Annotated in this window: 12 protein-coding genes; 8 read left to right on the plus strand and 4 right to left on the minus strand. The window is 64.4% G+C overall.

The window, feature by feature from the left end:
• The first annotated feature begins 51 nt into the window (after positions 1-51).
• Complete coding sequence (gene glmU / locus ACX3OW_RS19205; protein ID WP_459097404.1) at positions 52-1,407, plus strand: bifunctional UDP-N-acetylglucosamine diphosphorylase/glucosamine-1-phosphate N-acetyltransferase GlmU; 1,356 nt, start codon at positions 52-54, stop codon at positions 1,405-1,407.
• A 1-nt stretch (position 1,408) separates the two neighbouring features.
• Positions 1,409-3,235, plus strand: coding sequence for a glutamine--fructose-6-phosphate transaminase (isomerizing) (gene glmS / locus ACX3OW_RS19210; protein ID WP_459097405.1), 1,827 nt, complete (start codon positions 1,409-1,411; stop codon positions 3,233-3,235).
• Between the two features lie 38 nt (positions 3,236-3,273).
• On the opposite strand, the gene recG is transcribed toward glmS, so the two are convergent.
• Positions 3,274-5,382, minus strand: a complete 2,109-nt coding sequence (recG, locus tag ACX3OW_RS19215; RefSeq protein ID WP_459097523.1) for an ATP-dependent DNA helicase RecG — start codon at positions 5,380-5,382, stop codon at positions 3,274-3,276.
• Between the two features lie 145 nt (positions 5,383-5,527).
• Here recG and ACX3OW_RS19220 point away from each other — a divergent pair, with 145 nt between their 5' ends.
• The 4 genes from ACX3OW_RS19220 (at position 5,528) to ACX3OW_RS19235 (ending at position 10,396) form a co-directional block, all read left to right on the plus strand.
• A complete protein-coding gene (locus ACX3OW_RS19220; protein WP_459097406.1) occupies positions 5,528-5,686 on the plus strand; it encodes a hypothetical protein in 159 nt (52 codons plus the stop codon).
• Between the two features lie 97 nt (positions 5,687-5,783).
• Positions 5,784-6,062 carry an FAD assembly factor SdhE gene (locus ACX3OW_RS19225; RefSeq protein WP_459097407.1) on the plus strand — a complete coding sequence of 93 codons (279 nt, stop codon included), beginning with the start codon at positions 5,784-5,786 and terminating at the stop codon, positions 6,060-6,062.
• Positions 6,059-9,544 (plus strand): transcription-repair coupling factor, encoded by a 3,486-nt coding sequence (gene mfd, locus ACX3OW_RS19230; protein ID WP_459097408.1) that lies wholly within the window; start codon positions 6,059-6,061, stop codon positions 9,542-9,544. The genes ACX3OW_RS19225 and mfd overlap by 4 nt, the downstream gene beginning before the upstream one ends.
• Before the next feature lie 144 nt (positions 9,545-9,688).
• Entirely contained in the window at positions 9,689-10,396 is a 708-nt protein-coding gene (locus ACX3OW_RS19235) for an invasion associated locus B family protein (protein ID WP_459097409.1), read from the plus strand.
• A 66-nt stretch (positions 10,397-10,462) separates the two neighbouring features.
• On the opposite strand, the gene ACX3OW_RS19240 is transcribed toward ACX3OW_RS19235, so the two are convergent.
• Genes ACX3OW_RS19240 through ACX3OW_RS19250 form a run of 3 tightly spaced genes read right to left on the minus strand, consistent with a single transcriptional unit; the run spans position 10,463 to position 12,533 of the window.
• On the minus strand, positions 10,463-11,614 hold the full coding sequence (locus ACX3OW_RS19240; protein WP_459097410.1) for an FAD-dependent monooxygenase: 1,152 nt from the start codon (positions 11,612-11,614) through the stop codon (positions 10,463-10,465).
• Entirely contained in the window at positions 11,611-12,081 is a 471-nt protein-coding gene (locus tag ACX3OW_RS19245) for a DUF6691 family protein (protein ID WP_459097411.1), read from the minus strand. The genes ACX3OW_RS19240 and ACX3OW_RS19245 overlap by 4 nt, the downstream gene beginning before the upstream one ends.
• On the minus strand, positions 12,081-12,533 hold the full coding sequence (locus ACX3OW_RS19250) for a YeeE/YedE family protein (protein WP_459097412.1): 453 nt from the start codon (positions 12,531-12,533) through the stop codon (positions 12,081-12,083). The genes ACX3OW_RS19245 and ACX3OW_RS19250 overlap by 1 nt, the downstream gene beginning before the upstream one ends.
• 178 nt (positions 12,534-12,711) lie before the next feature.
• Here ACX3OW_RS19250 and ACX3OW_RS19255 point away from each other — a divergent pair, with 178 nt between their 5' ends.
• Together ACX3OW_RS19255 and ACX3OW_RS19260 are read left to right on the plus strand one after the other, a co-directional pair.
• On the plus strand, positions 12,712-13,596 hold the full coding sequence (locus ACX3OW_RS19255; RefSeq protein ID WP_459097413.1) for a TerC family protein: 885 nt from the start codon (positions 12,712-12,714) through the stop codon (positions 13,594-13,596).
• Entirely contained in the window at positions 13,593-14,564 is a 972-nt protein-coding gene (locus ACX3OW_RS19260; RefSeq protein ID WP_459097414.1) for a quinone oxidoreductase family protein, read from the plus strand. Before ACX3OW_RS19255 ends, ACX3OW_RS19260 begins: the two co-directional genes overlap by 4 nt.
• Positions 14,565-14,609 lie beyond the last annotated feature (45 nt).

Below are 14,609 nucleotides of genomic sequence, written 5' to 3' on the forward strand. Positions count from 1 at the left end.
TAAATTTGTGCAAATGCGCGGCCAAACGACTGTATTGCGGAGAAACCTGTCATGACCGAACTGCTGACGATCATTCTGGCGGCGGGCGAGGGGACGCGCATGCGGTCAGCACTGCCCAAAGTGCTGCATCCAGTCGGCGGCATGCCGATCATCGGCCACGTGGCGCAGGCAGCGCGCGAAGCCGGGTCGACCCAGATTGCACTGGTCACCGGGCCACAACACGACTCGATCCGCAAGACGGTGACGGCGCTGCATCCCGGGGTCGCGCATTTCGAGCAAAGCGTAGCCAAGGGCACAGCCCACGCCGCTTCGATGGCGCGCGAGCTGTTTGAGCAGGCCGAGGGCTATGTGGCGGTGGTTTACGGCGATCACCCTCTGCTGCGTGGCTCCAATTTCCGCGCGGTGCTCGACCGGCTGGATGATGGGCTGGATGTGGCGATTCTCGGTTTTGAACCCAAAGACCCGACCGGCTATGGCCGCTTCATCACCGATGGCGACACGCTGCTGGCGATCCGCGAGCACAAGGATGCCAGCGAGGCCGAGCGCCGAATCGGGCTGTGCAATGCCTGCATTCTGGCGTTTCGCGCCGAGGTGTTCCGCGACCTGATCGACAAGGTCGAAGCCAATAATTCTCAGAATGAATATTACCTGGGCGACCTGGTGGAGCTGGCCAATGCTGCCGGCAAGAAGGTCGGCTATGGGCTGGCGCCGGAAAATGATGTGATGGGCGTCAATGACAGGAGCCAGCTGGCGCGCGCAGAGTGCCTGTTCCAGGATGTGCGGCGCGAGGATTTCATGAAGGCCGGTGTGACGCTCAAGGACCCAGGCAGCGTCTGGTTCTCCTACGACACGGAAATTGCCCGCGACGTCACCATCGAACCCAATGTGGTGTTCGGGCCGGGGGTGAAGGTCGAGGAAGGCGCGGTGATTCACGCGTTCAGCCACCTTGAGGGCGCCCATGTCGGGCCGCGCGCCAATGTCGGACCCTTTGCCCGGCTGCGGCCGGGGGCGAACCTTGCCGAGGATGCCAAGGTGGGCAATTTCGTCGAGGTCAAGAAATCCGAGATCGGCAAGGGCAGCAAGGTTAGCCACCTCACCTATATCGGCGACGCCACGATTGGCGCCGGGGTGAATATCGGGGCCGGCGTCATCACCGTGAATTATGACGGCTACAACAAGCATCAGACCATTGTCGGCGATGGCGCCTTTATCGGCTCCAATGCGTCGCTGGTGGCGCCGGTGACGGTGGGCGCCGGCGCGCTGGTGGCCAGCGGCAGTGTCATCACCGAAGACGTCGAGGCCGATGCGCTGGCACTGGGCCGCGCGCGGCAAGTGGTCAAGCCGGGCCGGGCGAAAAGCATTTTCGCCGCCTCGGCGGCCAAGAAACAGGCAAAGAAGGGCAACTGACATGTGCGGCATCGTCGGCATCGTAGGCAGCGAACCAGTTGCCAACCGTCTAGTGGACGCGCTCAAGCGCCTCGAATATCGTGGCTATGACAGCGCCGGGGTGGCGACGCTGGACGGCGGTGCCATCGCCCGCCGCCGCGCCGAGGGCAAGCTGGGCAATCTAGCGCAGAAGCTGAATTTTGAGCCGCTGGGCGGCCGCATCGGCATCGGCCACACCCGCTGGGCCACGCATGGCGCGCCGACCGAGCAGAATGCTCATCCCCATGCCACCGACCGCGTGGCCGTGGTGCATAACGGCATCATCGAGAATTATCGCGAAATGCTGGCCGATCTGGCCAAGGACGGCTATCTGCCCAAGACGCAGACCGATACGGAATCGGTGGCGCTGTGGGTGACGCGCGAACTGGTCAACGGCGCCGATCCCGAACTGGCGGTGGCGCGGACACTCAAGCATCTGCGCGGCGCTTTCGCCCTAGCCTTCCTGTTCAAGGGCGAAGAGGGGCTGCTGATTGCCGCCCGCCACGGCGCGCCGCTGGCCATCGGCTATGGCACCACCGAAATGTATCTGGGCTCCGACGCCATGGCGCTGGCCCCGTTCACCTCGCGGCTGACTTATCTCGAAGATGGCGATTGGGCGGTAATTACCCCGCAGGGCGTCACCATCCGTGACGGGTCTGACGCCATCGTGCAGCGCGAGCAACTGGTGTCGCAGGCTTCGGCCCTGCTGGTCGACAAGGGCAATTACCGCCATTTCATGGCCAAGGAAATCTACGAGCAGCCCCAGACCATCTCGCAAACGCTGAGCCACTATGTGGATATGGCCACCGAGAAAGTTGCCATCCGCGAGAATCTGCCCTTCGACTTTGCCGCATTGAGCCGGCTGACCATCAGCGCCTGCGGCACCGCCTATCTGGCTGGCGCCGTGGCGAAATACTGGTTCGAGCGCTATGCGCGCCTGCCGGTCGATATCGACGTGGCCTCCGAGTTCCGCTATCGCGAGCCGCCGCTGGAGCGGGGCGGGCTGTCGCTGTTCATTTCGCAATCGGGCGAGACCGCCGACACGCTGGCCGCTCTGCGCTACTGCGCCGGGCAGGGTCAGCATGTGGCGAGCTTGGTCAACACGCTGGAATCCACCATTGCGCGCGAATCGAGCGTGGTGTTCCCCATTCTGTGCGGGCCGGAAATCGGCGTTGCCTCCACCAAGGCGCTGACGGCGCAGCTGACCGCATTGGCCAGCCTCGCAATCGCTGCCGGCCGGGCGCGGGGCGTGCTGAGCGCCGAGCAGGAAGCCGAGCATGTGCGTGCGCTGGTCGGCCTGCCGACCGCGGTGTCAGCGGCGCTGGGCACGGAGAGTCAGATCGTGGAGATCGCCAAGCGTCTCTCCAAGGCGAAGGACGTGCTCTATCTGGGGCGCGGGCCGATGTTCCCAATCGCCATGGAGGGCGCGCTAAAGCTCAAGGAAATCAGCTATATCCACGCCGAAGGTTATGCGGCAGGTGAACTCAAACACGGCCCCATCGCGCTGGTTGACGAGGACATGCCGGTGATCGTCGTCGCCCCATCGGACGAGCTGGTGGAAAAGACCCTCTCCAACATGCAGGAAGTGGCGGCGCGCGGCGGCAAGATCATTCTGATCACCGATGCCGAGGGCGCGGAGACCGTGGGCCATGGCGTGGCGGATATTATCGTCATCCCGGGTGTGTCCAGCTTCGTCGCGCCGATCCTGGCCTGTATCCCGGTGCAGTTGCTGGCCTATCACACGGCAGTGTTCATGGGCACCGACGTGGACCAGCCGCGCAATCTGGCGAAGTCAGTGACGGTGGAATAGGCGCCCTTCACCTCTCCCCCAAATGGAGAGGTGAAGAACTACCCCGCCCTGATCAGCGGAATCGCCAGGTCTTTTCTGAATAGATACAATGCCGTGCGGGCGGCTTCGCCTTCGTCGCCGAGGAGCGCCGGGTTGCACGCCAGCAGGGCCTTTGCCTCGTCATGGGCGAAATCGAGCAGATGGCGATGCACGTCGGGGACGGCGAGGCGGTAGCCGGGCATGCCGGACTGGCGGGTGCCGAGCACGTCGCCCTGACCGCGCAGTTCGAGGTCGCGCTCGGCGATCTCAAAGCCGTCCTCGGTGGATTTTATCGTTTCGAGCCGGGCCTTGGCAGTTTCGCTCAGCGGATCCTTGTAGAGCAAGAGGCAGGCGGAGCGGGCCGTGCCGCGCCCGACACGGCCACGCAACTGATGCAGCTGGGCGAGGCCGAAGCGCTCGGCATGCTCGATGATCATGATCGAAGCGTTGGGCACGTCGACGCCGACTTCGATGACGGTGGTGGCGACCAAGAGCTTGAGTTCATTGGCGGAAAAGCGCTGCATCACCTCCTGCTTGGCGGCGGCGCTCATGCGGCCATGCACCAGCGCAACCTGGTCACCAAACACTTTGTGCAGCTCGGCAAAGCGATCCTCGGCAGCGACAACGTCGAGATGTTCGCTTTCCTCGACCAGCGGACAGACCCAGAAGGCCTGCGCGCCTTCGGCCAGACGGGCCTGCAGGCGGGCGATGACCCGGTCATAGTCGCCGATAGAGAGCACGGCGGTGTCAATCGGTTGACGCCCGCGCGGCTTTTCGCGCAGCACGCTGACCTCCATGTCGCCAAAATGGGTCAGCACCAGCGTACGCGGGATCGGCGTGGCGGTCATCACCAGCAAATCGGTGTGCTTGCCCTTGTCGGACAAAGCGAGACGCTGATGGACGCCGAAGCGGTGCTGCTCATCTACTACGGTAAGGCCGAGATTGTGGAATTCGACGCCGGACTGGAACAGGGCATGGGTGCCGACGACGATGGTGGTGGTGCCGCTGGCAATGCCGGCCAGCTTGGCCCGGCGCTCGGCGGCGGGCATCTTGCCGGTAAGCAGTTCGCAACCGAGCCCGGCCAGATCGCATAGGGGTTTCAAGGTCTTGAAATGCTGGGTGGCGAGCAGTTCGGTCGGCGCCATCATGGCGGATTGGGCGCCGCTTTCGGCCATGGCGGCCATTGCCATCAGCGCGACGACAGTCTTGCCGGCGCCCACATCGCCCTGCAACAGCCGCGACATGCGGTTGGGCGAGGCCAGATCGGCGCGAATTTCCTCGACCGCCTGCAATTGCCCTTCGGTGAGCGAGAAGGGCAACACGCTGCTGACCTTCGCCGTTACCACGCCGGTGAATTTGCGACTGATGCCCCGGTCGGCGACCATGGTCGACCGGATCACCTGCAGGGTGAGTTGGCCGGCAAAATACTCGTCATAGGCAAGGCGCATGCGGGCGGGCGCCCATAGCTCCGCCTCGCCGGGGTTGGTCGGCATGTGAACCATGCGCATCGCGTCGGCAAAACTCGGCCAGCGGCGCTCCGCCATGGTCGCAGGGGCGATCCACTCGGGAATCTCCGGCACATCGTCGACCACCTGCCGCACCAGCTTGGCCAGCGCCTTGGAGCTGAGACCCTGGGTGAGCGGATAAACCGGCTCCACCAGCGGCAGGGTGGCGAATTTATCGGGCTCGACGATGTAGTCTGGATGGGTGATCTGCTTCTCGCCATTGAAAAAGCCGACAGTCCCGGACACGAATCGTTCTTCGCCAACGGGCAGGGCCTTCTCGACCCAGCCGCCCTGAGCGCGGAAGAATACCAGCTGCATGTCGCCGGTGTCGTCATGGGCGAAGACGCGATGGGGAACGTGCTCCCGGCCGCGCGGCGGCGGCTGGTGGCGGTCGATATGCAGGCGCAGCGTCACGATCTGGTTGAGATAGGCCTCGGCGACGCCGACCTGTCGACGCCGATCGACCACGCCGGAGGGCATATGCATCAGAATATCGAGGGCGATGGCTTCCTGCCCGTCGGGCGCGCCGAAATAACGGGTCAGCAGCGCAGCCAGCTTGTCGCCGACGCCCTTGATGGAGCGCAGCGAGCGAAACAGCGGCGAAAGAGTTTCGGGGCGAGACAGCGAATCGGCTCCTTCACCTGATATTGCGGAGTGCCAGCGCGCGAGGGCTGGGGGCGAACAAGCTATGGAAGCTCGAATTGTAACCAAACCGGCAAAGGGGCGTTAGCACGAATCCTGGAGTTGGTGGAGCTGTATGGAGGCCAAGATGGAGCGGATTATCGACTGGCTGGCCGCCATGGGCTATCCGGAGGACAAATTGGGCTGGCTGCAGCGACGGCGATTGCCCCTTATCATCGTGTTGGCATTGCTCAGTTGGGCGCTGGTCGCCGGGCTCATCTGGCTGGTGTTCGGCCTGCTATTCTAGGTCACGCCATCACGAGGCGCGGGCGAGGGCTGACACACACCGCGAATGGCGTTACACAGAACGCTCTATCAACCACTTCGGGATCATGGCGCGTCAAATGACTGCCGGTGAAGATATTGCTGTGCGCCGCAAGAAGCTGCGCTATCGGGCGTGGCATCGTGGCACCAAGGAAATGGACCTGGTGCTCGGCCCCTATGCGGACGCCCATGTTGAGCGGCTGGATCATGCCGGGCTCGATCAGCTCGAAGCGCTGATGAGCGAGGAAGATCCGCCACTTCTGACCTGGGTGATGGGGCAGGCGGTGCCACCCGAGCATGTGGATGCGGAATTTCTCGCCGAAGTGATCGCCGACCATCAGGCACGGCTGGGTCGATGAACGATCTGATCGCGCCGCGTCCCAGCCGCACCCTCGCCAATGTTCCCGACGGCATGCAGCCGATGGTATTGGCGCGCCTGGTGCAGCAGCGCATTGAGGCGGCGCCGGACGATGCGGCGAGCATCGTGTTCGTGGCGCGCGACGGGCGGCGGCTGCAGCGCATGGCCGATATTCTGACCGCCATGCTGCCGGGCCACACGATTCTGACGCTGCCAGCCTGGGACTGCCTGCCCTATGATCGGGTGTCGCCCAATAATGTGACCATTGCGGCGCGGATGAACACGCTCGCAGCGCTGACCAGCGGGGCCAAGGGCGCCGTGGTGCTGACGGCGGTCAATGGCCTGATCCAGAAGCTGCCGCCGCGCGATGTGGTGGAAACCATGTCGTTTTCGGCAATTGCCGGGCGGATTGTCGAGAGCGACAAGCTGATCGGCTGGGCCGCCAATAATGGCTATCTGCGCGTGCCGACGGTGCGCGAGAGCGGCGAATATGCGGTGCGCGGCGGGCTGGTGGATTTGTTCCCGGCCAGCGCTGAAGCCCCGTTGCGCTTCGATTTTTTCGGTAGCCAGCTCGAATCCATCCGGACCTTTGATCCCGACAGCCAGCGCACCACCGGCACGCTGAAGCGCGTGGACCTGACGCCGATGAGCGAATTGGTGCTGACCGACGCCACCATCAAGCGCTTCCGGCAGAACTACACCGCCACGTTTGGCGGCAATACCGTTGATGACACGCTCTATGCCTCGGTCAGCGGCGGCTCGCGTTATTCCGGCACCGAGCATTGGCTGCCGTTCTTCTACGACCATCTCGATACGTTGGCCGATTATGTCGGCGACGCGCCCTTCGTCTTCGATGAGCAGGCGGCGGAAGCCTATGCCGATCGCGTCGAGCAGATCCGCGACTATTACGACGCGCGCGAGGCAGCGCGACTGCTGCCGGTCGTAGCCGGGGCAGGGGCGCCCTATAAGCCGATCCGGCCCGAACTGCTCTATGCCGTCGACCAGCATCCTTATGCGCTGGCTGGGGCCTCAGTGATCCAGCTCAGCCAGTTCGTGGCGCCGGGCACGCGGGCCGTCGACGATGAAGGCGGGCATATTGCCCCCAGCTTTGCCGCCGAACGGCAGGCAACCGATACCAATCTGTTCCAGTCGGTGGTCGACCGGCTGCTGGACGAGCGCCGCAAGGGCCGCCGCGCCGTGGTGGCGTGCTGGAGCACCGGCACCCGCGACCGCATGGTGCAGGTGCTCAAGGACCACGGGCTGACCAATCCGCGTATGGCGGAAAACTGGCGTGATGCTGAAACCACCAGCGCGGCGACGACCTCGCTCGTGGTGCTGCCGCTGGAAACCGGCTTCGAGACCAAGGACCTGCTGGTCCTCTCCGAGCAGGATATTCTGGGCGAACGCATTCTGCGCCCGCAGCGCAAGAAAAAGGCATCCGATGCGCTGACCGAGGCGGCGAGCCTCGCGGCCGGCGATCTGGTGGTGCATGTCGATCATGGTATCGGACGCTTCCTCGGGCTCAAGGTGATCCATGCCGGCGGCGCGCCGCATGAATGCGTCGAGCTGGAATATGGCGGCGACACCAAGCTCTATCTGCCGGTCGAAAATATCGAGCTGCTGACCCGCTATGGCTCCGATGACGGCAATGTCACGCTGGACCGGCTCGGCGGCGTCGCCTGGCAGGCCAAGAAGAGCAAGCTCAAGAAGCGCATCCGCGACATGGCGGAGCAGCTGATCAAGATCGCCGCCGCGCGCCTGCTGACCAAGGCCGACGTGGTCGAGATCAACCCCGGCGCCTATGACGAATTTGCCGCGCGTTTCCCCTATGAGGAAACCGAGGATCAGATGGCCGCCATCGAGGCGGTGTTCGATGACGTGACCTCCGGCCGGGTCATGGACCGGCTGGTGTGTGGCGACGTGGGCTTTGGCAAGACCGAAGTGGCGCTGCGCGCCGCCTTTGCCGTGGCGCTGAGCGGCAAGCAGGTCGCGGTGGTGGTGCCGACGACGCTGCTGGCCCGCCAGCACTTCAAGACCTTCTCCGAGCGCTTCCAGGGACTGCCGGTGCGGGTGCGCCATGCCTCGCGCATGGTCAGCGCCGCTGAACTCAAGGCCACCAAGGAAGGGCTGGCCGATGGCCAGGTCGATATCGTCATCGGCACCCACGCGCTGCTGAGCAAGACCATCAAGTTCCGCGACCTGGGCCTGCTGATCATCGACGAAGAGCAGCATTTCGGCGTGGGTCACAAGGAGCGCCTCAAGGAGCTCAAGGACAACGTCCACGTGCTGACGCTGACGGCAACGCCGATTCCGCGCACGCTGCAACTGGCGCTGACCGGGGTGCGTGATCTGAGCCTGCTGGCAACGCCACCAGTGGACCGGCTGGCCATCCGCACCTTTATCGCCCCCTTCGACGCGCTATCGGTGCGGGAAGCGTTGTTGCGCGAGAAATATCGCGGCGGCCAGAGCTTCTACGTGGTGCCGCGCATCACGGATCAGCACGAAATCGCCGAGTTCCTCAAGGCGCAGGTGCCAGAGGTCAGCTATGTCGTGGCCAATGGCCAGATGCCGCCGGGCCAGCTCGACGATATCATGAACGCCTTTTACGACAATAAATTCGACGTGCTGGTGGCCACCACCATCGTCGAATCGGGGCTCGATATTCCGAACGCCAACACGCTGGTGGTGCATCGCGCCGATCATTTCGGGCTGGCGCAGCTGTATCAGATCCGCGGCCGCATCGGCCGGGCCAAGGCGCGCGCCTATGCGTTGTTCACGGTGCCGGCCGACCGCAAGCTCACCGACACTGCCGAACGGCGGCTGGGCGTGCTGCAATCGCTGGAAAGCCTCGGCGCCGGCTTCCAGCTCGCCAGCCACGACCTCGATATCCGTGGCGCCGGCAATCTGCTGGGCGACGAACAATCGGGCCATATCCGCGAAGTCGGCTTCGAGCTGTATCAGGCCATGCTGGAGGAGGCGGTCGCCAATCTCAGGAACGGCGAAGCCGATTACGAGGATCGCAACGAGTGGAGCCCGCAGATTTCGCTGGGCATGCCGGTGATGATCCCCGAGCATTATATTCCAGATCTGCAATTGCGCATGCAGCTCTATCGCCGCTTGGGCGATTTGACCGATATTCGCGATATTGATGCTGCTGGCGCAGAATTGATCGACCGTTTCGGGCCGCTGCCCGAAGAGGTGGAGGCGCTGCTCAAGGTCATTCTGGTCAAGGCGCTGTGCCGCCAGGCCAATGTGGAAAAGGTCGATGCCGGCCCCAAGGGCGCGGTTATCTCCCTGCGTAACAACGAATATCCCAACCCGGTGGCGCTGGTGAAGCTGGTCAGCGATCCGGCCAACCAGGTGCGCATCAAGCCCGATCAGAAACTCGTGTTCGCCCGTAACTGGCCGACACCGAATGATCGCCTGAAAGGCGCAGCGACCATCTTGTCACGGCTGGCTAAACTGGCAGAAAATGTTGCCTGACCAAATAGCATCAACCCTCAATCGCCATAATCCTTTGGCAAGGGATAGCCGTCATGTTATTGCCCGAATTCAGCACTTGAAGGGCAGTTCAATTCTCAAGGTGGCAAAGGTCACCGGGACCGCCAAAGAAGCCAAGGAAATTCTATGAACATCAGGAAACCTCTAGTCGCCGGTTTTACGGTGGCCGCGCTCATGCTGTCCTCCCTGCCGGCCTTTGCACAGGACGCCGCGCCCGCTGTTGAAGCGCCGGCCGTCGAGGCGCCTGCCGCTGTCGATGCCGCTGCTGCGGCTCCCGCCGCTGCCGGTGCCACTCAGAACTGGCTCAAAGTCTGCGATCCGCTGGCTGATGGCCAGAAAGCCTGCATTATGCGCCAGGTGGTGCTGGCCAATGGCCAGTTCCTCGGCTCGTTCCTGCTGCGCGACGATCCGGGTCAGGAAAGCCGCCTGCTCGCCGTAGCCGCCGTGCCGCTCGGCGTGCTGCTGCCGTTCGGCCTGACCTGGCAGATCGATAGCGCCAAGCCGATCCGCGTGCCTTACATGCTCTGCGACCCCACCTCCTGCGCGACCCAGTTGGTGATCAACGAGCAGTATGTGAACTCGCTCAAGAAGGGCGGCACGCTCAAACTGACCGCCAAGAACCGCCAGAATCAGGACCTGACCATCGAAATCACCCTGGCCGGCTTCACCGCCGCCTATGATGGCGATGCCGCACTGACCTTCGAAGAATTCCGTCAGGAAACTTCGGGTGAGAACGCGCTGGAACAGGTGCTGCAGGATCGCGCTGAAGAACTGCGCAAGCAGCTTGACGGCAGCGCTGCAGCGCCGGCCGAAGCTGCTCCCGCCGCGCAGTAAAGCGAGCGGACTGGAATTGAAAGGGCGCCGGTGACGGCGCCCTTTTTTATGTGGTAGGTGGTGTGGCTAGCGGTTGCCCATGCCGACGGCAAAAGCCTGCTTGCGCAGGGCGGGGGCCAGCTTGAGCGCCCAGAGGCCGCCGGCCCGCAAGGCTTGGGCGGGGATCATGTCGGCCAGCAGCGAGCGGAACAGCGTGTCCACCATGCCCCCGGTGCGGGCTAGATCGCTGGCGCGGCGGCTGGCGTAATCGGTGCTGACGCGTATCGCCCAGTCTTGCGTGCTGCGGTCGATGGCCGCGAGGGAGGCGGCGAGGTCGGCAACGTCACGCAGGCCCAGATTGAGCCCCTGCGCGCCGATGGGCGGGAAGGCATGCGCCGCTTCGCCAACCAACACCACGCCATTTGCGCCGGCGCTGTCGACGCTGAGCGTGCTGAGCGGGAACACGAAGGCCGGGCTGGCCAGGGTGATAGAACCGAACAGGCGCTGCGATTTTTCGCGGAACTGGGCGATCAGCGCGTCATTGCCTCCGGCCTGGGCGGCCTCCAGCACGGCGCGATCATCGATCCACACCAGATTGGCGCGGTTGTCGCCAGCCGGCACCAGGGTGAACGGGCCTTGTTTGTAGTGGAACTCGATGGAGGCACCGCCGATGGGGCGGCCGAGATCGAGGTCGCAGACCAAAGCCGCCTGGGCAAATTCATGTTCGCGCGAGCGCAGGCCAGCGGCGCCACGCACCAGCGATTTCTTGCCATCGGCTCCGACGATCAGCGGTGCCGTGAGGCGGCTGCCATCGGTGAGGGTGACGGTGGAGTCGGTGAGATCGGTAACGCCGACATTGCGGGTTTCGAGGTTGGCGAGGCCAGTGGCGACGCGGTGAAAGCGCTCCAGCAGGCGGGCATTGGCAAAATTCCAGCCAAAAGCTGTCATGCCGGCCTCTTTGGCGTCGAACAGGGTTTCGGGGGCGCGGATCAACCGCCCGGTGGCGTCGATGATGCGGATCTGGGTTAGCGCATGGCCCAGCTCTGCCGGATCGTCGACGAGGCCGGCCCCGCGCAAATAATCGACGCTGGGCATCATCAGCGCCGAGGTGCGGCGGTCTGGCGGGCCAACAGGCGCTAGATGAATGGTTTTCAGCCCCGCGGCGGCGACGGCAATGGCGGCGGCGACACCGGCCAGTCCGCCACCCACCACGATGGCATCGGCGTCATGGGCGCTCATTGGGCGTCCGCCAGGCGTCGGGCATGGCCGCTGGGGATCAGCACGCTGCCGGCGAGTGAGCCGACCAGCATGGCGACGAGGAAAATCCACAAGCCATCAGGGATAAAGGCAATCAGCGAGATGGCTGGGCCGGGGCAGATGCCGGCCATGCCCCAGCCGATGCCGAACAGCGCCGCGCCGCCAACCAGCCGGCGGTCGATCTTCTTGTATTCCGGTTCGTGGAAGGCGGTGTCGAACAGCGGCGCGTCCCGGCGCTTGCCGAGGCGCACCGCGATGAACATGACGATGAGCGCCGAGCCCATGACAAAGGCGAGGCTGGGGTCCCAGCCGCCCGAAGGGATGGCGCCGAAATCAAGGAAGTGCAGCACTTTGAACGGGTCGACCATCTGCGACACGTAGAGCCCGGAGCCAAACAGCGCGCCGCTCAATGCGGCGGTGGCAAGATAAGGGAGCTTGAGACTAGCCATCACACCACCCCGGTCGCGGCGACGGTGACGATCGCCACCCCGAAAAACACCAGCACTGCCACCAGCGAGCGCCGCGACAGGCGGGCCAGCCCGCAGATGCCATGGCCAGAAGTGCAGCCATTGCCGATCTTGGTGCCCAGGCCCGTCAGCAGGCCCGCGATGGCCAGCCAGACCGGCGTCGGCACACCCCAACCGGCGGGGGCGTCGACCAGCCGAGCGGGCTCAATGCCGCCGACGCCGAGTTCGGGGAACAGTTTTGCCGCGCCAAAGGCAGCGACCACGAGCGCCACCAGGAACACCACGCGCCAGACCACGGTCTGCGCCGGCGGCAGCAACTGGCCGAATATTCCGGAGATACCGGCAATGCGACCATTGCCCAACCATAGGACAGCAGTGGCCAAGCCTATCAGGGCGCCGCCAAGGGCGGCGGTCAGTGGGGTGAACGATTCCATGAGAATACTCGCGCTCTTTGCCGGCAAGGCTATCACCCGCCGAGGTCCCGAAGCCAGCATTGCGGCAGCGACTTTGTGCCGCCAAAGGCAGGCCGCAAGAAATTCTCTGCTGCCGGGCCTTTCCGGCGCGCCAAGCTCTGCTTAGATAAGCGAACCGAGACTCGAAATGGAGCCGACAATGCTTGAGCTACTGGCCGATCCCAATGCCTGGATCGCCTTCGGCACCCTTACGGTGATGGAAATCGTCCTGGGTATCGACAATATCGTCTTCATTTCGGTGCTGGTTTCGCGCCTGCCCAAGGAGCAGGCCGACCGCGCCCGCAAGATCGGCCTAGCGCTGGCGCTGATTTTCCGCATCCTGCTGCTGCTGGTCATCAGTTGGATCATCAGCCTGACCCAGCCGGCCATTTCGGCCTTTGGCCTCGACCTGTCGTGGAAGGATTTGATCCTGATCGCTGGTGGCGCCTTCCTCATCTACAAGGCCACGCATGAAATGCACGCGGCCATCGAGGAGCCGCATGAGTCGGGTGTGGGCCAGAAGGCGAGCGCCGTCTTCGCCGCCATTATCGGCCAGATTATCGTCATCGACATGGTGTTTTCCATCGACTCCATCGTCACCGCCGTCGGCATGGCCGACGATGTGGAAGTGATGATTGCGGCGGTGATCGTCGCCGTCGGCGTGATGTTCGTCGCCTCCGGCCCGGTGGCCAAATTCGTCGCCGACCACCCCACCACCAAGATGCTGGCGCTGGCCTTCCTGCTGCTGATCGGCGTGTCGCTGGTGGCCGATGGTCTGGGCTTCCACATTCCCAAGGGCTATATCTACGCCGCCATGGCCTTCTCCGTGCTAGTTGAGGCCATCAACATCATTGCTTCGGGCCGCAAGAAGGCCAAGGTGGGCGGTGGGCACGCTGCCGTCGCTCCGTTCACCGCCGTGACCGGTTCGGTGACCGGCGGAGCGGGCGTTGCCGCAACCCAAAAGCCGAGTGCCAAGTCGACGCCGACGGCTCGCGCTCAGGCGCGGCCAAAATCGGCGCCGCGCAAGCCCAAGGCTCCCAAATGACCCGGGCAGTCGTGGTCCATCAGACCGGTGGAGCCGAAGTTCTGAGCGTCGAGGACTGGCCGCTGGCCAGCCCTGGGCCGGGGCAGGTGGCGCTGCGACAGACGGCCATCGGGCTGAATTTTATCGACACCTATCAGCGCTCCGGGCTCTATCCGGTGCAAACGCCCTTCGTTGCCGGCAATGAGGGCGCGGGCGTCGTCACGGCGCTGGGGCCGGATGTGACCGGGCTCAAGGTCGGCGACCGGGTCGCCTATCAGGGCCTGATCGGCGCTTACGCTGCCGAGCGGCTGGCACCGGCAGAGCGGGTGGTGCCGATTCCCGATGGCATCGACGACCGCACCGCAGCGGCGATTCTGCTCAAGGGGCTGACGGCCTATTACCTGCTGTTCAAGACCTGGCCGGTGGCCAAGGGCGAAACCATTCTCTGGCACGCCGCCGCCGGCGGCACCGGGCTCATCGCCACGCAATGGGCGAAGTCGCTCGGCGCCACGGTGATCGCCACGGCCGGCAGCGCTGAGAAACTGGCGCTGGCCGAAGCGTATGGCTGCGACTATCTCATCAACTACACCACCGAGGATTTTGCCGCCCGCGTGCGCGACATCACCGGGGGCAAGGGCGTCGACGTGGTCTATGACGGCGTCGGCAAGGCGACGTTCGAGAAATCGCTCGATTGCCTGCGGCCGCGCGGGCTGATGGTGAGTTTCGGCAATGCCTCGGGCGTGGTGTCGATTCCCGACATCACCCTGCTGTCGCGCAAGGGCTCGCTCTATGTGACGCGGCCGACCGGCGTGCATTATCTGGCCCAGCGTGAGGACATGCTGAAAGGCGCGGCGCTGCTATTCGGGGCGGTGCAGAGCGGGGCCATCAAGGTCGAGATCGGCCAGACCTTTCCGCTGGAGCAGGCCGCCGACGCGCATCGGGCGCTGGAGGGGCGCGAGACGACGGGATCGGTGGTGTTGCTGCCCTGAGGCAATAGCCTGGCGGCACGCTCGGCTCTGGACAGGATGCGACTC

This window comes from Devosia sp. A449, from assembly GCF_054489375.1.

Bases quoted from the DNA above. Each gene is read 5' to 3' on its own strand.
- ACX3OW_RS19220 (WP_459097406.1), top strand. From the start codon at position 5,528: ATGGAGCGGATTATCGACTGGCTGGCCGCCATGGGCTATCCGGAGGAC.
- ACX3OW_RS19225 (WP_459097407.1), top strand. From the start codon at position 5,784: ATGACTGCCGGTGAAGATATTGCTGTGCGCCGCAAGAAGCTGCGCTAT.
- ACX3OW_RS19235 (WP_459097409.1), top strand. From the start codon at position 9,689: ATGAACATCAGGAAACCTCTAGTCGCCGGTTTTACGGTGGCCGCGCTC.
- ACX3OW_RS19240 (WP_459097410.1), bottom strand. From the start codon at position 11,614: ATGAGCGCCCATGACGCCGATGCCATCGTGGTGGGTGGCGGACTGGCC.
- ACX3OW_RS19260 (WP_459097414.1), top strand. From the start codon at position 13,593: ATGACCCGGGCAGTCGTGGTCCATCAGACCGGTGGAGCCGAAGTTCTG.
- ACX3OW_RS19245 (WP_459097411.1), bottom strand. From the start codon at position 12,081: ATGGCTAGTCTCAAGCTCCCTTATCTTGCCACCGCCGCATTGAGCGGC.
- glmU (WP_459097404.1), top strand. From the start codon at position 52: ATGACCGAACTGCTGACGATCATTCTGGCGGCGGGCGAGGGGACGCGC.
- ACX3OW_RS19255 (WP_459097413.1), top strand. From the start codon at position 12,712: ATGCTTGAGCTACTGGCCGATCCCAATGCCTGGATCGCCTTCGGCACC.
- glmS (WP_459097405.1), top strand. From the start codon at position 1,409: ATGTGCGGCATCGTCGGCATCGTAGGCAGCGAACCAGTTGCCAACCGT.
- ACX3OW_RS19250 (WP_459097412.1), bottom strand. From the start codon at position 12,533: ATGGAATCGTTCACCCCACTGACCGCCGCCCTTGGCGGCGCCCTGATA.
- mfd (WP_459097408.1), top strand. From the start codon at position 6,059: ATGAACGATCTGATCGCGCCGCGTCCCAGCCGCACCCTCGCCAATGTT.